Below are 19,013 nucleotides of genomic sequence, written 5' to 3' on the forward strand. Positions count from 1 at the left end.
CTCCTTCAGTCCTAGATGACGTCTGCCGCCCTCAGCAGGGCGATCTGTTCGGGGGTGCGGCCCAGCTCGGCGAGGACCGCGTCGGTGTGCTCGCCGAGGGCCGGCACGGGGCCCATCACCACCCCGGTGCCGTGCAGCACCGCGGGCGGCAGCAGCGCCGGGACCGGGCCGCCGGGGGTGGCCACGTCGCGCCAGCGGTCCCGCCCGCCGAGCACCGGGTGGGCCAGGAAGTCCGTGACGGAGTTGAGCCGCGCGTTGGCGATCCCGGCCCGGTCCAGCAGCGCCCGGACCGTGCCGGCGTCCAGCGCGGCGAACCGGTCGGTGACGATGCCGTCCAGCTCCGCGCGGTGCGCCACGCGGGCCGAGTTGCGCGCGAAGCGCGGGTCGTCGATCAGTTCGGGGCGCTGCAGCACCTCGCGGCAGAGCACCGCCCAGTCCCGGTCGTGCTGCACGGCGACGAGGACCGTGCCGCCGTCCCCGGTCCGGTACGGCCCGTAGGGCGCGATGGTGGCGTGCGCGGCGCCGACCCGGGCGGGCTGCCCCGGACCGTGCGCGGTGTAGTAGGCGGGCTGGCCCATCCACTCGGCGAGCGCCTCGAACAGCGACACCGACACCGGGTGCGCGACGCCGGTGGTGGCCCGGGTGTACAGCGCGGTGAGGATGCCGCTGTAGGCGTACATCCCGGCGGCGATGTCGGCCACCGAGATGCCGACCTTCGCCACCTCGCCGGGGGTACCGGTGAGCGACACGAGCCCGGTCTCGAACTGCACGAGCAGGTCGTAGGCCTTCCGGGCGGACCACGGCCCGTCGGCGCCGAAGCCGGTGATGTCGCAGACCACCAGCCGCGGCAGGCGGGCGGCCAGGCCGGCCGCGTCGAGCCCGAGGCGCGCGGAGGCACCCGGTCCGAGGTTCTGCACCAGTACGTCCGCCGATTCGAGGAGCTCGTCGAGGATCTGCCGGCCGTCGGGGTGCTTGAAGTCGAGGGTGATCGACTCCTTGGACCGGTTGAGCCACACGAAGTAGCTCGACTCGCCGTGCACCGCCTCGTCGTAGCGCCGGGCGAAGTCGCCGGTGCCCGGCCGCTCGATCTTGATCACCCGGGCGCCGAGGTCGGCGAGCTGCCGGGTGGCGAACGGCGCGGCGACCGCCTGCTCCAGGCTGACCACCGTCAGCCCCGCGAGGGGCAGCTGACCGGTCATCGGGACACCAGCCCCGCCGCGATCTTCTCCGCCATCGCGTAGACGGTCAGGATCATCATGCCGCGCGGGATCGCCGGCATCAGACTGGCGTCGCCGACGTACAGGTTGCCGAAGCCGTGCACCCGCCCGTCGAGGTCGGTGACCGCGCCCGGGTCGCCGGCCGGGCCGAGCCGGGCGGTGCCGGTGGCGTGGTGGAACAGGAAGATGTTGCGCCGGATCCGCTCGACCGGGTCGCCCGCCGCTTCGTCGGCGCCGGTGAACCAGTCGCTCACGGCGGGGTCGGCGACGCGGTCCCGCACCCAGCCGACGCCGCGGGCGATGGCGGCGAGGTCCTCGGCGCGGCCGATGTCCAGGTCGACCACCGGGTGCGAGCGCGGATCGGCGTCCGGGATCGTCACCGAGCCCTCGGCCGCCAGGTGGACCAGGAACACGGTCACCGGCAGCAGGTCGTCCGCCGGGCGGTCGTCGCCGTGGGAGACGCCGATGCTCAGGTCGTAGGCGGGCAGTCCCGGGTCGCTGCGGACCCTGGCGAACAGCGACTGCCGCTGCCGGGGCACCTGACCGCCGGCGGCGAGCCGCTCGGCGAAGCCGGGTGCGGTCCGCAGGAACAGCCGGGTGCCGTAGTGGTCGCGCAGGTTCCGGCCGACGCCCGGCAGGTGGTGCAGCGGCGCGCCGGGGTGCAGCAGCGGACCGAGGACCGCGGCGTCGCCGATCCCGGAGCGCTGCAGCACGGCCGGGGTGCCGATCGCGCCGGCGGCCAGGACGACCCGCCGGGCGCGCAGCTCGACGGGCACGCCGTGGCGCACGACCGCGACGCCGGTCACCGTGCCGTCGCGCCACAGGAGCCGGTCGGCGAGGGTGTCGCCCAGGATCGTCAGGTTGGGCCGGGCGCGGACGTCGTCGAGGTACGCGCGGGCGGCGTGGAAGCGTTCGTCGCCGACGACGTTGCGGGTGCCGTGCCCCCACCCCTCCACGGCGTCGGGGCCGGACGCGTCGACCGGGCCGGGCAGGCCGCCCGCCGTGTAGGACCGGCTGAGGTCGGCGAGGAACGGCGAGGTGGCCACGTCCCGGGTGACCGGCACCGCGCCGTCGTGCCCGCGGCCCGGGGCGTCGTCGCCGCGCAGCCCCTCGGCCATGCGCAGGTACGGCTCGAGGTCGTCGAACCCCCAGCCCTTCGCGCCGAGCTCCACCCAGCGCGCGTAGTCCTCGCGCAGCCCCCAGTTGATCCCGGCGGCGTTGATCACCGACGAGCCGCCGAGCACCTTGCCGCGCAGCAGCGGGATGGTCTCGCCGTACGGCGCCACGTGGTAGCCCCAGTCGAACGGCGTCGGCACGTAGGCGGCCCGGTTGAGCTCCGCCGGCCAGCCGCCGCCCTGCGAGTGCCCGAGGTCCGGGCCGGCCTCCACCAGCGCGACCCGCTCCCCGGTCGCCGACAGGCGGTTGGCCAGCACGCACCCGGCGGTGCCGCCACCGACGACGACGGTGTCGAACTCGGTCTCAGGCATGCGGTGTCACCCGTTTGGCGACCCGGGTGGCCTTCTGGTTCGCGACCAGGCCCTGCGTCACCGGGTGCTGCGGCGCGGTCATGATCTCCTCGACGGTGCCGGTCTCCACGATCCGGCCGAGGCTCATGACCACGATCCGGTCCGCCAGCCGCCGCGCGACCCGCAGGTCATGGGTGATCACCACGAGGGTGTTCGTCTGCTTCAACACCCCGAACAGCTCGATGACCTCCTTCTGCGTGGTCGGGTCCAGCGCCGTGGTCGGCTCGTCGGCGACGATCACCGCCGGCAGGTTGACCAGCGCGAGGGCCACCATCACCCGCTGCCGCATACCGCCGGACAGCTCGTGCGCGTAGTGCCGCATCGCGACGTCCGGGTCGAGCTCGGCGGCGGTCAGCGCCTGCCGGGTCCGGGCCTCGATCTCGGCCTTGCCGGTGGTCCCGTGCGCCTTCAGCACGTCGGCGAAGATCTTGTCGAGGCGGCGGACCGGGTTCAGCGCCGCGGTCGGGTCCTGGAAGATCATCGTCACGGTGGCGCCGCGCAGCCCGCGCAGCGTCCGCTCGTCGGCCTCGAACAGCGACGTGCCGGCCACCCGCACCGAGCCGCCGGTGACCCGGCCGCCCGGGGCGAGCATGCCCAGCATCGCCTGGCCGATCGTGCTCTTGCCGGCGCCCGACGTGCCGACGACGCACACGCATTCGCCCCTGCCCACCCGCAGGTCGACCGGCCCGATCCGCACCCCGGTGCCGTCGTCCGGGTCGCCGAGCTCGACGCTGAACTCGCGGATGTCCACCACTGGGTCGGTGTGTTCGCTCATCGGTTCCCCCCGGCGCCGGCGGTGTCAGGTTGCTCGGTCTCGGCCGGGGCCAGCAGGTCGCTCATCGACGCCGCGGTGCCGGTGCGGGACGCTCTGGCGGCCAGCCGGTCGGCGAGGAGGTTGACGAAGACCAGCAGGGTGACCAGCGCGAGGGCCGAGCTGAAGGCGATCCACGGGTCACGGTTGAGGAACTGCTGCCCGTCGGCGAGCATGTTGCCCCACGACGAGGTCTCCAGCGACGGTCCGATGCCCAGCAGCGACAGCGCCGCCGCCGCGCCGAGGACGTCGCCGAACACGAACGCGCTGACCACCGAGATCCGGATCAGCAGGGCCGGGATCAGGTGCTCGCGGATGACCCGCGGCCCGCCGCCCCACACGATGTTGCTGTAGACGACGTAGTCCTGCTCGCGCAGCTGCAGCGTCTCGCTGTGCACGACCCGGGCGACCAGCGGCCACAGCGCGATGCCCAGCACGAACGCGATCTGCAGGGTGCCCCGGCCGAGCACGCCGATGAGCACCACCGCCATGACGACGAACGGGAAGGCGACCTCGAAGTCGACGAGGCGCAGGATGGCCCGCGCCCACCAGTTGCCGTACCAGCCGGAGACGACCCCGACGACCGTGCCGAGCACCGCGGCGATGAGCGTGGCCAGCAGCGCCACCTCCACCGACCAGGGCAGGCCGTGCAGCAGCTCCTGCAGGTTGTCCCGGCCGGCGCCGTCGGTGCCCAGCCAGTGCTCGGCGCTCGGGCCCTGCAGCCGGTCGCGGACGTTCTGCTCGGCGTGCCCGGCGCCGTGCTTCCACACGGTGAGGCCGAGGATGCCCAGGCTGATCAGCCAGAACAGGGAGTTCTTCACGCCGCGCGGCAGCCACCGCCGGCGTCTGGTGCCCGTGGCGGCCATCAGCCGTTCCTCCGCAGCCGGGGATCGGCGATCCGGTACAGCACGTCCGACAGCGCGGTGACCGCGAAGACGACCAGGCCGATCAGGGTGACGCCGGCGGCCAGCGTCGGGAAGTCCGCGTTCTGCACGCTGACCACCAGCAGCTGCCCCAGCCCGTTGATGCCGAACAGCTGCTCGACGATGACCGCGCCGGACAGCAGCAGGGTGAACTGCGTGCCCGCGGTGGCGATGAGCGGGACCAGCACGTTCGGCAGCACGTACCTGGTCCGGATGGTCGACGGGGACAGCCCGTAGGCGGTCGCGGTATGCACCAGCTCCGAGGACCAGACCTGGCGGGCGGCGCTCTGCACGACCCTGGCCAGCCGCGGCGCGGCCAGCCAGGCCAGGCTGACGCTCGGCAGGATCCACGAGTCGGCCCGGTCGAAGCCGATCGCCGGCACCAGCTGCAGGTTGATCGCGAAGACGGTGATCAGCAGGATCGCGACCACGTAGTACTGGATGCCCTGGGTGGCCAGCACGACGCCGCTGATGAACCGGCGCACCGGACGGGGCTTGCCGCCGGGGGCGCCGCCGCCGATGTAGATGCCCACCGGGGTGGCGACCAGGACGTTGATGACCGTGGCGATCACGCACAGGATCAGCGTGGTGCCCAGCCGCCCGGTCGCCAGGTCCAGCGCGGGCACCTTCTCGGTGATCGAGGTGCCGAAGTCGAACAGCAGGAAGTGCCGCAGGAAGTTGAGGTACTGGATGATCAGCGGGCTGTCCAGGCCGTAGAGCACCCGGATCTGCGCCACGTCCTCCGGGGTCGCCTCGGGACCGGCGAGGGTGACCGCCGGGTCGCCCTGCACGCGGGCCAGGAAGAACAGCACGGTGACCAGCAGGACGAGGAAGCCGACCAGCTCGGCCACCCGCACCGCCAGCCGGACCGCGATCCTGCGCAGCACCGGGTCGCGCGGCTCGGCCTGCGCGGCGGCCGTCACGGGCGGGGACGCGAGCTGGGTCATCGGGCCGCCGCCGGGGTGAGCTGCGGGCCGGAGCCGTCCCACTCGTCGAGGTACCGGCTCGCCGCGATGAGCATGGCGGTGTGCGGGTGCTGCGGGTCGTCCAGCACCGACTCCGCCGGCCCGGACTCCACGAGCCGCCCGTCCTGCATGACGTGCACGTCGTCGGCGAGCTGCGCGATGACCGACATGCTGTGCGACACGATGAGGATGGCCAGGCCGACCTCGGCGTGCAGGTCTTCCAGCAGGGTGAGGATCTCCGCCGTGGTGGCGTTGTCCAGCGCGGTGACGGGCTCGTCGGCGACGAGGATCGAGGGCCGCACGGTCAGCGCCCGGGCGATGGCGACGCGCTGGCGCTCGCCGCCGGAGAGCTGGCGGGGCAGCGAGTGCAGCTTGCTGGTGGGCAGCTTGACCCGGTCGAGCATCTCGCCGACCCGCTTGGTGATGTCCGCCTTGCTCATCGGCTCGGTGCCGCGCTGACGGGCCTGCCTGGCCCGCATGGCCCGCAGCGGCTCGGCGATGGAGTCGGCGACCGACCAGCGCGGGTCGAGGCTCGCGTACGGGTTCTGCATGACGACCTGGATGCGGTTGCGCAGCGCGAGCGCCGTCTTGGCCGGCACGGTCGACAGGTCGGTGCCGGCGATCTCCACGACGCCGCTGCTCGGCTTGGTCAACCCCAGCAGGGCGCGCAGCACGGTCGACTTGCCGGCGCCCGACTCGCCGATGAGCCCGACGATGCGGCCCCGCGGGATGTCGATGCTGACGTCGCGGGCGGCGTGGACCTGCCGGGAGCCGCGCCGGTACGTGACACTCAGTGAGCGCAGCGCGGCGGCTGAGGGGGTTTCAGTGGTTACGGTACCGTCCATACGTTTCGTTCCTCCGCTCCGGTGCCGGCACCGTTTGCCCTGGTGCCGGCACCTATGAACAGGTGTACAAGATCGGCTACTTGAAGTACACCGTCTCCCAGGTCGTGTTCGTGGAGGTGTCGATGGTGTAACCAGCGAGCTTGTTGGTGTAGGCGATGACCTTCAGCCCGTTGTTGAAGAACAGCGCCGGCGGGTTGTCGTGGATGGCCTTGGCGAGCGCCTTGAGGGTCTCCTCGCGCTCCGGCGTGCCGACCGTCTGGGTCAGCGCCTTGCTGATCAGGTCGGCCTGGGTCTGGTCGCACCACGAGCCGGGCTTGCGCAGGCAGCTGTTGAAGGAGTAGGCCTTCGTGGCGTCCTGGGTCGGCGCGGTGAGGTACGCCGTGGTGAACATGTCGGCCGGCCACTGCCCCTTGAGCAGGTAGCTGGTCATGTTCGCGGTGGTCTCCTGCTTCATGGTCAGCTTGATGCCGACCTTGGCCAGGTCGCTCTGGGTCTGCGCCAGGAAGTCCTTGTCACCGGCGAAGGCGCCGAGGGAGTAGACGCCGGTCAGCTCCAGGCCGCCCGCGTATCCGGCCTGCGCGAGCAGCTCCTTGGCCTTGGCCTGGTCGTACGGGTAGGGCTGGATGCTCGCGTCGTAGCCGGAGGTGCCCGGGGCGGTGCCCTGGCTGGCGACGGTGGTCAGGCCCTGGAAGACCGACTTGACCACCGCCTCCTTGTCCACGGCGTAGTTGATCGCCTGCCGCACGAGGGGGTTGTCCAGCGGCTTGGAGCCGCCCGTGGCGCCGGTGAACTGCAGCAGGAAGATGGCCTGGTTCTTCAGCGGGTACACGGTGAAGTCCTTGGCCTTCACGGCGTCGATCTGGTCGAGGTCGAGCCCGGTGTTGATCTCGGCCGCGCCGGAGAGGATCGCGTTGGTGCGGGCGGCCTGGTCTGCCACCTGCTTGATCTGCAGGTTGCCGACGATCGGCTTGCGCCACGACGTCGGGTTGGCCTTCATCACGATCTCGGTGCTGCTGATCGAGGTGACCGTGTAGGGGCCGGTGCCGATCGGCGCCTTGGCGAAGCCGTCCATGCCGACCTCGGCGAGGTACTTCGGCGGCGCGATGTACAGCGCGGCGATCTCCTGCGGCAGCACGCCGTCGGCCGTCGCGGTGCTGATGTTGACGGTCGCGGCGTCGACCTTGGTCGCGCCGGCGAGCGACGGGTTGTAGAGCTTCGCGACGCTGCCGGCGCCCGCCGGGCTGAGCAGCGTGGTGACGGTGGCGACGACGGCGTCCGCGTCGACCTTCTCGCCGTTGGAGAACGTCACGTCGGTGCGCAGCGCGAACTGCCAGGTCTTGTCGTCCACCCGCTTCCAGGACGTGGCCAGCCACGGCACGAGCTTGCCCTCGTTGTCGACCCGGGTGAGCGCGTCGAAGATCGCCGAGGTGGACTCGGCCCGCGGCGGCGAGGCAGCCTGGAAGGGATTGCCGAGGAACTGCGAGATGGAGGGCACCACCACGCGGAGCGTGGCGGCGGCGTTCTTCGCCTCGTCGGGCTTGGCCGACGCCCCGGTGGACGGGTCGGAGCTCGCGGTGGTGGGGCCACAGGCTGCGGCCAGCGCGGTGGTCAGGGCCAGGACTGAGCAGGTCAGAGCCGTCTTCAAACGGGTCACCGGGTCTCCTTTATGTAGCAAGAGGTGTGTGCGACCGGGCTGTGACGCGGGTGCTGCCACTCCTCGCGCGGCGACCCGTCCCGACCCCCGTGGAGTCGCTGCCGAAGATGAGTACAGACACTACACTCATGTACCGGAGTACACTACCAGCGTTAACTGACTCGTAATCCGTGCTGGCAGGAGCGCCTCTTGGAAACCCACGTGAACCACCTTTACGTCGCAGGTCGCCGCGAACCCGCCCACAGCAGCACCCGGCTGGACATCGTCGACCCGGCGACCGAGGAGCGCTTCGGCTCGATCGCCGACGGCGACGCCACCGACGTCGATGCCGCCGTGCGCGCCGCCGGTGCCGCCCTGACCGGCTCAGCCTGGCGGGACCTGGCCCCCGGCGACCGTGCCGACCTGCTCGACACCCTGGCCGCGGTGCTCGACCGGCGCGCCGCGGAGTTCGTCGAGGCCCTCCTGCCGCAGAACGGGTTCCCGGTCGGGATGCAACGACTGCACGTCATGGGCGCCGCCAACCTCTACCGGTACTACGCCGGCGTGGCCCGCGGGTACGAATTCGAACAAGTCCGTACGTATCGGGGCGCGACGACGCTCGTACGCCAGGAACCCGCCGGGGTCGCCGGCCTGATCGCCCCCTGGAACGGCCCCCAGCCGCTCGCCGCGTTCAAGATCGCCCCGGCGCTGGCGGCCGGCTGCACCGTGGTGCTCAAGCCCGCGCCGCAGACCAGCCTCGACGCGTTCCTGCTGGCCGACGCCGTCGCCGAGGCCGGCTTCCCGCCCGGCGTCTTCAACGTCGTCACCGGCGGCGCCGGCACCGGCGCGGCGCTCGTCGGGCACCCGGGCGTGCACAAGGTCGGCTTCACCGGCTCGACGGCGGCCGGCCGGGCGATCGCCCAGGCGTGCGCCGCCACCTTCAAGCCGGTGACCCTCGAGCTCGGCGGCAAGTCCGCGGCGATCCTGCTCGACGACGCCGACATGGACCTGTTCGCCAGCAAGGCGGCCCGGCTCTGCGCACCCGAGACCGGCCAGGTCTGCTTCTCCCACACCCGTGTCCTGGCTCCCCGCGCCCGCTACGACGAGACGGTCCAGGCGGTGGCCGCCGCGCTCGCCGCGACCGTCACCGGCGACCCGCGGCTCGAGGAGACCACGATGGGCCCGCTCATCTCCGCCGCCCAGCGCTCACGGGTCGAGCAGGCCGTCGCCACCGGCCGCGACCAGGGTGCCCGGGTCGTCCTCGGCGGCCGCCGCCCGGCCGGCCTGGACCGCGGCTACTACTACGAGCCGACCGTCTTCGACCAGGTCGACAACAGCATGCGGGTCGCCCAGGAGGAGATCTTCGGCCCCGTCGTCGCGGTCATCCCGTACACCGACGAGGCCGAGGCGGTCGCCATCGCCAACGACTCCGAATACGGCCTCGCCGGCTGCGTCTTCAGCGAGGACGTCGACCGGGCGCTGCGCGTCGCCCGCCGCATCGAGACCGGCTCGATCGGCATCAACATGTACGGCACCTCCCACGCCGCCCCGTTCGGCGGCGTGAAGGCCAGCGGCTTCGGCCGCGAACTGGGCCCGGAGGGCCTGACGGCGTACGTCACCTACAAGGCGATCTACGGCGCCCCGGACGACGCCCCGACCCGCGGCTGACCGCCGCCGCCCGGCCGCCCGGTGCTCGGTCCGGGCGGGCAGAGCACCATCACGCTTGGAACCCGCAGTTCAGGTCAGGGACAGGTCGAGCGTCACGGTGTTCGCGGCCGTCGGGGCGTCCTTGTTGGACTCGCCGAGGTAGCGCAGCTGCAGCACGTACGCGCCGGGCTGCGGCGGGGTCCGCAGTTCGAACCACGTCCACCGGTCGCGCCACACCTCGTCCGGGCCGAGGGCCCTGGCGGCGACGTTCACCGGGGCGAGGACGGCGCCGCCGGGCTCCTGGAGGCGGAAGTTCAGCGGGCCGACGTCCTGGCCGCCGTAGCCGAGCTTGCTCGGCGCCCGCACGTCGAACTGGCACACGAGGAACCGGTAGCCGTCCTTGACCTGCTCGTGGGCGTCGTTGAGGCCGTCGCCGTCCAGCAGGTCGGCGCGCAGCGTGCAGGCCAGCCGCTCGAACTGCAGCCTCCCGACGGTCTTCGACGTGGCGGGCAGGACCTCGCGCGGCTCCAAGGCGGTGGCCGGCCCGCCGCCGAACGGGACGACGGCCTTCGCCTCCGTGCCCTCGCCGATGGTGATGGCGCCGGTCTTGAGGTCGCCGACCTTGGCTGGGTCGACGGCGAACTGGAACGTGCCCGCGGCGGTCGTCTTCGCCGGTACCTGGCCGGCGTCGGCCAGCCGCCCGTTGAAGGTCTGCCCGGCGCCGTTGGTGTAGACGGCGAACACGTTGCGGGTCAGCGGTCTCGGCGAGAGGTTCTCGACCTTCACCTCGGCGGTGAGCTTGCCGTCACCGGGCCGGTAGGTGACGGTGCCGAAGGTGAACTTCGCCGCCGCGTACCAGACGACGGTGGGGACCGTGACCGACTGCGTTCCGGCCGCCGGTGCGCCGCTGCTGGTCGTGCGGCCCGTGGCGGCGTCCTTCGTCCGGCGCTGGATCGCGTAGCCGGCGCCCGCCAGGACCACGACGGCCAGGACTGCGGCGAGCACCACCAACCGGGTCCGCGTTCCTCGTTGTGGGCGCCGCGCCGGTACCGGTGCGGGCCGCGCCCCAGAAGGGGGTGGGACGGGCGCCGCCGACCGGTGCTCAGCCGGCCGGTGCTCAGCCGGCGCATGCACCGGCGGCGGGGCAAGGGTCCGGAGGCTGCCGTACGCGACGACGAGCTCCGGCTGCTCGATCACCGTCGGCACCACGCCCAGCCGCTGGTGCAGCAGCGTCGCGGCGAGCGGGATCCGGCTCGACCCGCCGACCAGGAACAGCCCGGCGATCTGCTCCGCGCGCAGCCCGGCCCGCAGCACCGTCGCCGCCGTCAGCGCCACCGCCTGCTCCAGCAGCGGGCGGGCGAGCCGCTCCAGCTCCTCCCGGGTCACCTGCACGTCGGCGTCGAAGAGGGGGACCCTGACCGTCGCCGTGGCCTGCCGGGACAGTTGCTCCTTCGCGACGCGGGCCTCGTCGTACAGCTGCTGCCGGTGGCCGGGGTCCGCGGTGAGCCGGCCCCACAGCGCCGGGTCGCGCTCGGCCAGGGGCCGCCCGACGAGGTCGGCGACGGCCGCGTCGAGGTCGACGCCGCCGAGCGTGTCGGACCCGTCGGCGGACAGCACGTCCCAGCCGCCGCCGGGCCGGCGGCCGACGACGCTGGTGTCGAAGGTGCCGGCCCCGAGGTCGAAGACGACCAGCGCGTGCCCGGGCGGCACGTCCCGGCGCAGCACGGTGGTGAAGTAGACGGCCGCGGCGACCGGCTCCGGCACCAGCGTCACCGATGGGAAGCCCGCGGCCGCGGCAGCGTCGGCCAGGATCTGCCGGCGCGGCGCCGCCCAGGTGGCCGGGTGGGTGAGCACGACCCGTGCCGGGGTGCCCGCCACGCGTACGGCCTCCTCGCCGACCCGGCGCAGCAGCGCGGCGAGCGCGTCGACGACCGGGAACTCCTCGCCGCCCAGGAGCATCGCGCCGTCGTCGACGCGGCGCTTCGGATGCCGTTCGAGGCGCTGCGGAGCGAGCCGTCCCTCGCGCAGCGCGTCCCGCCCGACGAGCAGCCGGCGGTCCGCGGCGCCGTACACCGCCGACGGCAGCAACGGGCTGGAGTCGAACAACAGCGGCTGGTCACGACCGTCCGGTGTGGCGAGGACCGCGACGGTGTGGGAGGTGCCCAGATCGACCCCGAGCGAGGTCTGCCACGGCTGCATGGCGGCAACATATCGGCCGCCGTCAAGGGCCGGGCGATTAAACCCTGTCGAAGCGGGCAACCACGCAGGAGCAGCCTTTGTTCTTTGATGACTGTGAGGAGCGGATCGATGGCGGAGAACACCAAGCAGACCAGCGAGCAGGCGGCGACCGCGGCCAGTGACGTGTTGCGGGACCCGAAGGCGTCCACCGAGGAGAAGCAGGCCGCGGGCAGCGCGCTGTCGCAGAAGGCGCCGAAGGACGACTCCGGCAGGTGACGTACAGCCGAAGGGCCCGGCCGGGATCCGGCCGGGCCCTTCGCCGTGCCTCAGCCGCGTTCGAGCAGCTGCGCCATGCGCGCCTGGTCCTCCAGGACCTCGTTGATGCGCGCCTGGACGGCGTCCATCTGCCCGATCGTCTCGCTGGTGACGTGGATGCCGTCGGTGACGGACTGGGCGTTGGTCTGGATGCCGGCGATCTGGTCGGCGACCTTCTGCGTCGCCGTGGCGGTCTCCCGGGCCAGGTCCTTGACCTCGCCGGCCACGACCGCGAAGCCCTTGCCGACGTCGCCGGCACGGGCGGCCTCGATGGTGGCGTTGAGGGCGAGCAGGTTCGTCTGGTCCGCGATCGACGAGATGATTTTGATGACGTCGCCGATCGCGGTCGACGACTCGCTGAGCGCGGTGACGTTCGCCGTCATCTCCGAGGCGCGGGACACCGCCTCCCGGGCGACCCTGGTCGCGTCCTGGCTCGCCGAGCGCAGCCGTGAGATCGACTCGAGCAGCTGCCGGGCGTTGCTGGCCGCGGTCTCCTGCGCGCGGCAGATGTCCAGGCGCTGCGAGACCAGCTGCTGCACGTTGCGCAGCGCCGACGACCGGGACTCGCTCAGCTCGATGTACTCGGTGGTGAAGAAGTCCATCGTGCCAACGACCCGGCCGCCGCTCATGATCGGGAAGCAGATGCCGGACCGGACGCCCGCCCGCTGGGCCGCCGGTGCGCGTACGCAATCCGTCAGCTCGGCGAGGTCGCGGATGAACACCAGGTCGCGGGCCCGCCACGCACGGCCCGACAGCCCGACGCCCTCGGCGAACGTCGCCGCCAGGGTGACCTCGCGGAACTCGTCGCCGGCCGAGCCCGACTCGAACTTGAAGCGCAGCTCGTGCCCGCCGGGTTCGATCTCCCAGTACGAGCCGTACGCCCAGCCGAACGCGCTGCGCACGGTGTCGAGCGCGGCGCGGATCGTGCTCGGCGTGTCGTGCGCCTCGCCGAGCGCCGCGACGACCGTGGTCACCGCGAGCCGGTCGTCGGCGAGCTGCTGCAGCTGGACCGCGGCGAGCGCCTGGTTGCGGGCCTGCTCGGCGATGCGGGCGATCGCGTTCCACTTCTCGGTCCGCGGCCCGTCGACGCGCAGCTCGTGCGGCGAGTAGTACTCGAACACGGCGACGACCTCGCCGGCCTTCACCACCGGGATCACCACCGCCGACACCGCGCCGGCCCGGGTCGCCGTCTCGCAGCGCAGGCAGTCGTGCACGTCCGGGGTGTGCTCGATGTACGTCGGCCGCCGCGACTGGTGGGCACGGCCGACCAGGCCCGCAGACATCGGCAGGTTCCGCCCGCCCATGGCCGCGCGCAGGTCACCGGCGAGCCGGCCGGTCTCGAAGGCGATCCGCAGTTCGCCGGGCGGGCCGGGCAGCCAGACGGCGCCGTACATGAACCCGTACGACGCGACGAGGGACTCGGCCGTGATCCTCCAGGTGGAGGCCTCGTCGGTGGCCCGTTCGAGGTCGACGATCAGCTGCTCCAACGACTCGACGTCTCTCGGGATCTCGGCGTGCCGTTCCTCGGTTCGGCTGCGTGCGCGCAAGAGGCCCAACGTTTCCCCTCGGGTTCGGCGCGATAGGTCTGACAACCCATCGGCAACCCGGCGCCGCACCTGAGGACAACTCGGATCCTCACTGACGGGAAGCCGCCGGGGCGCCGGTCACCCTCCGATGCCGGTGTTGCCGGGGTCGGCCAGGGTCTCGTCGATGTCGGCGCTGGTCCGGTCCAGGATCGCCCGCACCTGGTCGCGGGTCAGCTCCCCCGGCGCGTGCCACAGGTCCGCGAAGTCCTTGGCGATCACGCTCTCCACGACGATCCAGGCGGCGACCGACGGGTACATGCGGCCGTGCCCGATCATCTCCCGGAACGCGGCGTACGCGGGCTCCGTCTCCAGCTTCGTGCCGGCCAACGCCTCGGAGCGGGCGGGCCACAGCCCGGTGCTCACCGCGTAGCGCTGCTGGCTCTGCTTGCCGGTGAGGAACCGGACCCATTCGAACGCGGCGCCGGGGTGCTTCGCCTCCTTCAGGATCGCCAGGTTGGAGCCGCCGAGGAAGCCGCACCGGCCGGCCTTGCCCGCCGGCAGCGGCGCGGTCGCCCAGCCGGCCTTCAGCCCCGGCCGCTCCGGGTCGGCGAGGAAGTCGCCGACGGACTGCGAGTTGTCGATGGTGACCGCGCCCCGCCCCGCCGCGAACGCGGCGGCACGTCGTTGGACACCAGCCGCGCCACCTGCGGGTCGTTGTACTTCGCGACCAGCCGCTGGTAGAAGTGCACGGCGTCGACCGCGGCGGGCTCGGCCAGCCGTGACGTCATGCCCGCCGGGTCCAGCAGGTCACCGCCCGCGCTCCAGACGAACGGCGCGACGTTGTGGATGATCCCGAACGTGTTCTCGTTGCCGATCGCCAGCGGCGCGACCCCGCCGCCCGCGACCTGGATACGCTGCAGCGTCGCCTCCAGCGACTCCCACGTCCGGAACGCCGTGGCCGGGTCCAGTCCGGCGGCGGCGAGCACGTCGGTGCGGTAGAACAGCGCCCGCACGTCGACCAGCCACGGCATCGCGGTCGTGTCCGGGGAGCCGATCAGGTGGCTGGAGCTCCAGCTCGCGGCGGTGAACGCGGCCTGCCCGCCGACCGCGTCGATCTCCGCCGCCGTGTAGGGCCGCAACGCCCCCAGCCGGCTGAACCCACCGACCCAGGTGGTGCCCAGCTGCGTGACGTCCGGCCCCTCCCCGCTGGCCGACGCGGTGCTCAGCCTGGTCAGCGCGTCCTCCCACACCACCCGCACCGGGTTGACGGTGATGTTCGGGTGCGCGGCGTGGAACTCCTTGGCCTCCTCGGCGACGGCCTTCTCCTGCAGCGGCCCGACCGACGGCATGTACCAGAAGTCGATCGTGACCGGCGGCCGGTCCTTCGCGTATCCGACGCTCTCGGGCGCGCCCACGTCGCCGCCCGCGCAGCCGGACACGGCCAGCACGGCGACGGCGGCGACCGCCAGGAGTCTCAGCACCCCCACCAGATCGACCGGCCCCGGCCGCCGGTTGAGCCGAAACACACTTTCTAGTAATCCTACTGTCTAGATAGCAATTAGTCCACGACTCGTGACGATGCCGACCCGGCGTTGACCGTGCCGCACCGACGCTGCTGCACTGGGGACATGACACGCACGCCGCTGCGGACCTCCTGTCCCGCCTGACACACACCAGCTCCCTTCGGCGACCTCCCACCATTGAGGAACACGTGATGTCAGCTCCGCGCACCCGCAAGCGTCCGTCCACAGTAGACAAACACCGCTACGACTCCGAGTACGTCGTCGTCGCCGTCCCCGTCCCGGGCGGCCCGCCCGACGACGTCGCACCCCCGCTCGTCTTCCGCCTCCAGCCCCGCCACCGATGACCCGCGGGCCGGGCGGGCCACCACCCGCGTTGCGACGCGCCGGTGCGCCCAGGAGGATCGCCGGGTGGGTTTTCTGCAGCGGTACCTCCGGGGCGAGCACGAGCAGGTCTGGGCGGACCTACGGGACCTGGGCCCGGCGGTCCGCGGTGACGTCCTCGACGACGCCAGAGCCGTGGCGGCGGAGACGATGCGCCGGGTCCGCGCCAATGTCGAGGTCGTGCGACAGCGGCTCGACGACGCGGGCTACCGCTTCCAGGACCCGGCCGCCGTGCACGTGCCACCGGCGGAGGACGCGGCTGAGCGACTCGACGACTTCGAGCACCGCCACGGGCCGCTGCCACTGTCGCTGCGCGCGTTCCACGAGGTCGTCGGGACGGTCGACTTCAGGCAGTCGTGGGATCAGCTCGCCGGCCAGCGCGAACGCGAACGCCGCGGGACGCCGACCGATCCCATCGACCGTCTGGGCGAATACGACCCGCTGATGGTCGAGCCACTGCTCTGCGAGTACGCGACCTGGGACGCCGAGCACAGGAGACGCTCCTGGTCCATCGCGCCTGACGAGTGTCACAAGGCCAACTACGGCGGCGGGATGAACTACAACGTCCTGCTGCCGGACGACAACGCCGACTTCCGCATCTACGGCATGATCGTCTCGGAGCGGACGCTCTTCGGCGACCACTTCGTCGACTACCTGCGCGAGACGTTCCGCGGGGGCGGCTTCCGCGGCGAGGTCGTCGTCCGGGACGAGCAGGTCGTCGGCCGGTCGCTGCCCGACCTCGACATCACCCGCCACCTGGCGGAGGGTCTCCATCCGATCGGCGTCCCCAACGCCCAGGCCAGGCTCTTCGAATAGCGCCCACGAAGTGCCCGGGAGACGAAAGACGGCGCCGATGTCGGGTGACATCGACGCCGTCCTCGCACGGCACAACCCCGGTGGTGATCAGCCCCAGTCGGCGGCCGACCAGGCCTGGCCCGACCACGTGCGACCGGACCACGTGCGACCGGACCAGGTGCGGCCCGACCAGGTGCGGCCGTCCCACACGGCGCCGGACCAGGTGCGGCCGGACCACGTGCGACCCGCCCAGTTGCTGCCCGACCAGGTGCGGCCGGACCAGGTGCGGCCGTTCCACGTGTCGCCGGACCAGGCCGCGCCGGTCGTGCAGACCTGCGCCCAGCCGGCCGGGGTCCACGCCTGGCCCATGATGTCGAACTCGCCGGTGAGCTCGGCGCCGGTGTCCGGGTCGGCGACGTGTGAGGTGCCGCGCGAGGCCTCCAGCGAGCCGAGGCCCGTCGCCGGCAGGTACGTCTGCGTCGAGGCGACCGGGGTCGGCGCCTGCGCCGCGGCGGCGATGTCGAGCTGGCCCGCGCCCTGAGCGAGCTGGTCGCCGGCGGGCATGGCGTCGGCGGTGCTCGTCAGCAGCTTCTTCACCTGGTCGGGGGTGAGGTCCGGGCGCTGCTGCAGCAGCAGTGCGGCGGCGCCGGACACGACGGCGGCGGCCTGCGAGGTGCCGCTGCCGCGGAAGTACCGCTGCGCCGGGTCGTCGGCGATGCGGGCCTCCGGGTAGGCGGCGTCGATGTACCCGTTGGGCACGCGCAGCGACACGACCGACTTGCCGGGTGCGACGAGGTCGGCGTGGCGGGTCTGGTTGCCGCCGGTGCTGAAGTCGGCGACGACGTCGTCGGAGCGGTCGGCGGTGGTCAGCGGGTCGGCCGCGCCGACGGCGAGGACGTTCGGGTTCGCGGCCGGCATGCCGACCCGGGTCTCGGCCAGGCCGTCGTTGCCGACGGAGACCACGACCACGATGCCCTTCTTCCAGGCCGCTTCCACCGCGTACGACAGCGGGTCCAGCCGCGGGTCCTGGGTGGAGTCGGTGCCGAAGGACAGGTTGAGGACGCGGATGTTGAGGCCCGGGTCGTCGCGGTGCGTCACGACCCAGTCGATCGCGGCGATCACCTGCGACACGTCGACGGCCCCGTCGGCCGCGGCGACCTTCATGTTGAGCAGGTGCGCGTCGGGCGCGACCCCGGTGAACGGCTTCCGGCCGGCCTTCACCTGGCTGTCGTGCCCGGCGATGATGCCGGCCATGTGCGTGCCGTGACCGAACGTGTCGAGATTGCGCAGCGCGGGCGTCTGCGACTCGAACGACAGGTCCGGCCCGTTGATGACCTTCCCCGGCGCGTCGAGGCCCTCGACCGGCGCGATGCCGGAGTCGATGACGGCCACGCCGATGCCCTGTCCGGTGAGCTTGGCGCCGGACGCGTCCGTGGCCGCCCACACCTGCTGCGCCCCGATCGACTGGGTCAGGCCGGCCATCGAGTGCTGGTCCTCGTCGGCGTTCCACTCCTCGCCCTGCATCCGCACCTGACCGTCGGGCGTGACGGCCTGGACGCCCGGGGCGCGGCTCACGGCGGCGAGCGCACCCGCGGGCAGCTGCGCGGTGAACGCCCCGACGAGGTCGAGGTGCTGCCCGATCGTGCCGCCGGCGCGGGTCACGGCCGCCTCCGCGGCGCCGCTGCCGTCGTGCCTGACGATCACCGCCACCGCCGGTGCGGCGGTCTGCCCGGCGGGTGCGGCGGCGGCCGCCGGCCCGGTGAGCGGCCCGGCCAGCAGACCCGTCGCCGCGGTCGCGGCAACAGCTGCCTTGAGCAGGGAACCTGAACGCATCAAACCTCCATCGCGTGCTGCGGTCATTCGATCGTGCGGCGCCCGTCGGACGCCTGTTGTCCCCTGATCGGCCGGTCCGCCGCCCGGCTCGCGTAACCCGTGCCACATCGACCGGTCTCGCACCCGTCCCGCAACCGGGCCGCACCCGGACCCGCCGTGTGGAACGCTTCCGAGGCGAGCGGGACGATCACGGGCGGGACGATGACGGGCGGGACGATGACGGGCGGGACGATGATGGGCGGGACGATCTGGGACCGGCACGCGGCGACGTTCGACGACGAGCCGGACCACGGGCTGAGGGATCCCGCCGTGCGCGGGGCATGGGCCGAGCTGCTGGCGCAGGTGCTGCCCGCCGCGCCCGCGTCGATCGTCGACATCGGATGCGGGACCGGGAGCCTGGCGGTCCTGCTCGCCGCGGCCGGGCACCGCCTCACCGGCCTCGACGCGTCGGCGGAGATGCTCGGCGTCGCCCGGCGCAAGGCCGCGGAGCGCGGCGCCGGCGTGACCCTGGTGCGGGGGGACGCGAGCCTGCCGCCGTTCGCCGCCGGGTCCTTCGACGTCGTGCTGGTCCGGCACGTGCTGTGGGCGGTGCCCGACCCGCACGCGACCGTCGGCCGGTGGATCCGGCTGCTGCGCCGGTACGGCAGGCTCGTCCTCATCGAAGGGCGATGGGACACCGGGGCCGGACTGTCCGCGGCGCAGTGCGAGGCGCTGGTGCGCCGGCACGGCCGGGACGCCGACGTGCGGCCGCTGCGCGCCGACCGGCTGTGGGGCAGGACCATCACCGATGAGCGGTACCTGCTGCTCAGCACGCATTGATCAGCCGACCGTCGGCCCGGCACGACGGCCTGACCCCGAGGCGAGGGGACGCGTTCGACGCCGGTCCGTCCATGCG

General features: G+C 72.8%; 16 protein-coding genes and 1 pseudogene. 6 read left to right on the top strand and 11 right to left on the bottom strand.

The window, feature by feature from the left end; all coding sequences use genetic code 11:
- Positions 1-11: 11 nt before the first annotated feature.
- From ACZ6TV_RS27505 to ACZ6TV_RS27535, 7 genes are all read right to left on the bottom strand, one after another.
- Positions 12-1,199: a CaiB/BaiF CoA transferase family protein gene (locus ACZ6TV_RS27505; protein WP_465300160.1), complete on the bottom strand. Its 1,188-nt coding sequence runs from the start codon at positions 1,197-1,199 to the stop codon at positions 12-14.
- Positions 1,196-2,704, bottom strand: coding sequence for a GMC family oxidoreductase (locus ACZ6TV_RS27510; protein WP_465300161.1), 1,509 nt, complete (start codon positions 2,702-2,704; stop codon positions 1,196-1,198). Before ACZ6TV_RS27510 ends, ACZ6TV_RS27505 begins: the two co-directional genes overlap by 4 nt.
- The gene (locus tag ACZ6TV_RS27515) at positions 2,697-3,518 is read right to left on the bottom strand and encodes an ABC transporter ATP-binding protein (RefSeq protein WP_465300162.1); all 822 of its coding nucleotides are present in this window, start codon (positions 3,516-3,518) and stop codon (positions 2,697-2,699) included. The genes ACZ6TV_RS27510 and ACZ6TV_RS27515 overlap by 8 nt, the downstream gene beginning before the upstream one ends.
- Positions 3,515-4,420 (bottom strand): ABC transporter permease, encoded by a 906-nt coding sequence (locus ACZ6TV_RS27520; protein WP_465300163.1) that lies wholly within the window; start codon positions 4,418-4,420, stop codon positions 3,515-3,517. The genes ACZ6TV_RS27515 and ACZ6TV_RS27520 overlap by 4 nt, the downstream gene beginning before the upstream one ends.
- Positions 4,420-5,424: an ABC transporter permease gene (locus tag ACZ6TV_RS27525; RefSeq protein ID WP_465300164.1), complete on the bottom strand. Its 1,005-nt coding sequence runs from the start codon at positions 5,422-5,424 to the stop codon at positions 4,420-4,422. The genes ACZ6TV_RS27520 and ACZ6TV_RS27525 overlap by 1 nt, the downstream gene beginning before the upstream one ends.
- Positions 5,421-6,287 carry an ABC transporter ATP-binding protein gene (locus tag ACZ6TV_RS27530; protein ID WP_465300165.1) on the bottom strand — a complete coding sequence of 289 codons (867 nt, stop codon included), beginning with the start codon at positions 6,285-6,287 and terminating at the stop codon, positions 5,421-5,423. Before ACZ6TV_RS27530 ends, ACZ6TV_RS27525 begins: the two co-directional genes overlap by 4 nt.
- Before the next feature lie 76 nt (positions 6,288-6,363).
- Complete coding sequence (locus ACZ6TV_RS27535; protein WP_465300166.1) at positions 6,364-7,941, bottom strand: ABC transporter substrate-binding protein; 1,578 nt, start codon at positions 7,939-7,941, stop codon at positions 6,364-6,366.
- 201 nt (positions 7,942-8,142) lie between these two features.
- Here ACZ6TV_RS27535 and ACZ6TV_RS27540 point away from each other — a divergent pair, with 201 nt between their 5' ends.
- Positions 8,143-9,588 (top strand): aldehyde dehydrogenase, encoded by a 1,446-nt coding sequence (locus ACZ6TV_RS27540; RefSeq protein WP_465300167.1) that lies wholly within the window; start codon positions 8,143-8,145, stop codon positions 9,586-9,588.
- A 69-nt stretch (positions 9,589-9,657) separates the two neighbouring features.
- Here ACZ6TV_RS27540 and ACZ6TV_RS27545 read toward each other — a convergent pair whose 3' ends face one another.
- A complete protein-coding gene (locus ACZ6TV_RS27545) occupies positions 9,658-11,766 on the bottom strand; it encodes an Hsp70 family protein (protein ID WP_465300168.1) in 2,109 nt (702 codons plus the stop codon).
- A 108-nt stretch (positions 11,767-11,874) separates the two neighbouring features.
- Between ACZ6TV_RS27545 and ACZ6TV_RS27550 the strand changes: the two genes are divergently transcribed.
- Positions 11,875-12,021 carry a hypothetical protein gene (locus ACZ6TV_RS27550; RefSeq protein ID WP_465300169.1) on the top strand — a complete coding sequence of 49 codons (147 nt, stop codon included), beginning with the start codon at positions 11,875-11,877 and terminating at the stop codon, positions 12,019-12,021.
- A gap of 50 nt (positions 12,022-12,071) precedes the next feature.
- Here the strand turns inward: ACZ6TV_RS27550 and ACZ6TV_RS27555 are convergent, their stop codons facing one another.
- Positions 12,072-13,607, bottom strand: a complete 1,536-nt coding sequence (locus ACZ6TV_RS27555; protein ID WP_465300170.1) for a methyl-accepting chemotaxis protein — start codon at positions 13,605-13,607, stop codon at positions 12,072-12,074.
- A 163-nt stretch (positions 13,608-13,770) separates the two neighbouring features.
- Here ACZ6TV_RS27555 and ACZ6TV_RS27560 point away from each other — a divergent pair, with 163 nt between their 5' ends.
- Positions 13,771-14,016, top strand: coding sequence for a hypothetical protein (locus ACZ6TV_RS27560; protein ID WP_465300171.1), 246 nt, complete (start codon positions 13,771-13,773; stop codon positions 14,014-14,016).
- Here ACZ6TV_RS27560 and ACZ6TV_RS27565 read toward each other — a convergent pair.
- A pseudogene (locus tag ACZ6TV_RS27565) lies at positions 13,922-14,935 on the bottom strand (extracellular solute-binding protein); the annotation flags it as partial. The gene ACZ6TV_RS27560 and the pseudogene ACZ6TV_RS27565 sit on opposite strands and share 95 nt — an antisense overlap.
- A gap of 365 nt (positions 14,936-15,300) precedes the next feature.
- Here ACZ6TV_RS27565 and ACZ6TV_RS27570 point away from each other — a divergent pair.
- Positions 15,301-15,453, top strand: a complete 153-nt coding sequence (locus tag ACZ6TV_RS27570; RefSeq protein WP_465300172.1) for a hypothetical protein — start codon at positions 15,301-15,303, stop codon at positions 15,451-15,453.
- Between the two features lie 64 nt (positions 15,454-15,517).
- Positions 15,518-16,306 (top strand): hypothetical protein, encoded by a 789-nt coding sequence (locus ACZ6TV_RS27575; RefSeq protein ID WP_465300173.1) that lies wholly within the window; start codon positions 15,518-15,520, stop codon positions 16,304-16,306.
- 87 nt (positions 16,307-16,393) lie between these two features.
- Here the strand turns inward: ACZ6TV_RS27575 and ACZ6TV_RS27580 are convergent, their stop codons facing one another.
- Positions 16,394-18,118, bottom strand: a complete 1,725-nt coding sequence (locus ACZ6TV_RS27580; protein ID WP_465300174.1) for a S8 family serine peptidase — start codon at positions 18,116-18,118, stop codon at positions 16,394-16,396.
- Between the two features lie 156 nt (positions 18,119-18,274).
- Here ACZ6TV_RS27580 and ACZ6TV_RS27585 point away from each other — a divergent pair, with 156 nt between their 5' ends.
- Positions 18,275-18,937, top strand: coding sequence for a class I SAM-dependent methyltransferase (locus tag ACZ6TV_RS27585; RefSeq protein WP_465300175.1), 663 nt, complete (start codon positions 18,275-18,277; stop codon positions 18,935-18,937).
- Positions 18,938-19,013: the final 76 nt, after the last annotated feature.

This window comes from Dactylosporangium sp. NPDC051087 (genome assembly GCF_055586325.1).

Coding starts and splice junctions, on each gene's coding strand:
- ACZ6TV_RS27505 (WP_465300160.1), bottom strand. CDS start 1,199: ATGACCGGTCAGCTGCCCCTCGCGGGGCTGACGGTGGTCAGCCTGGAG.
- ACZ6TV_RS27510 (WP_465300161.1), bottom strand. CDS start 2,704: ATGCCTGAGACCGAGTTCGACACCGTCGTCGTCGGTGGCGGCACCGCC.
- ACZ6TV_RS27515 (WP_465300162.1), bottom strand. CDS start 3,518: ATGAGCGAACACACCGACCCAGTGGTGGACATCCGCGAGTTCAGCGTC.
- ACZ6TV_RS27520 (WP_465300163.1), bottom strand. CDS start 4,420: ATGGCCGCCACGGGCACCAGACGCCGGCGGTGGCTGCCGCGCGGCGTG.
- ACZ6TV_RS27525 (WP_465300164.1), bottom strand. CDS start 5,424: ATGACCCAGCTCGCGTCCCCGCCCGTGACGGCCGCCGCGCAGGCCGAG.
- ACZ6TV_RS27530 (WP_465300165.1), bottom strand. CDS start 6,287: ATGGACGGTACCGTAACCACTGAAACCCCCTCAGCCGCCGCGCTGCGC.
- ACZ6TV_RS27545 (WP_465300168.1), bottom strand. CDS start 11,766: ATGCAGCCGTGGCAGACCTCGCTCGGGGTCGATCTGGGCACCTCCCAC.
- ACZ6TV_RS27550 (WP_465300169.1), top strand. CDS start 11,875: ATGGCGGAGAACACCAAGCAGACCAGCGAGCAGGCGGCGACCGCGGCC.
- ACZ6TV_RS27560 (WP_465300171.1), top strand. CDS start 13,771: ATGTCGGCGCTGGTCCGGTCCAGGATCGCCCGCACCTGGTCGCGGGTC.
- ACZ6TV_RS27570 (WP_465300172.1), top strand. CDS start 15,301: ATGTCAGCTCCGCGCACCCGCAAGCGTCCGTCCACAGTAGACAAACAC.
- ACZ6TV_RS27580 (WP_465300174.1), bottom strand. CDS start 18,118: ATGCGTTCAGGTTCCCTGCTCAAGGCAGCTGTTGCCGCGACCGCGGCG.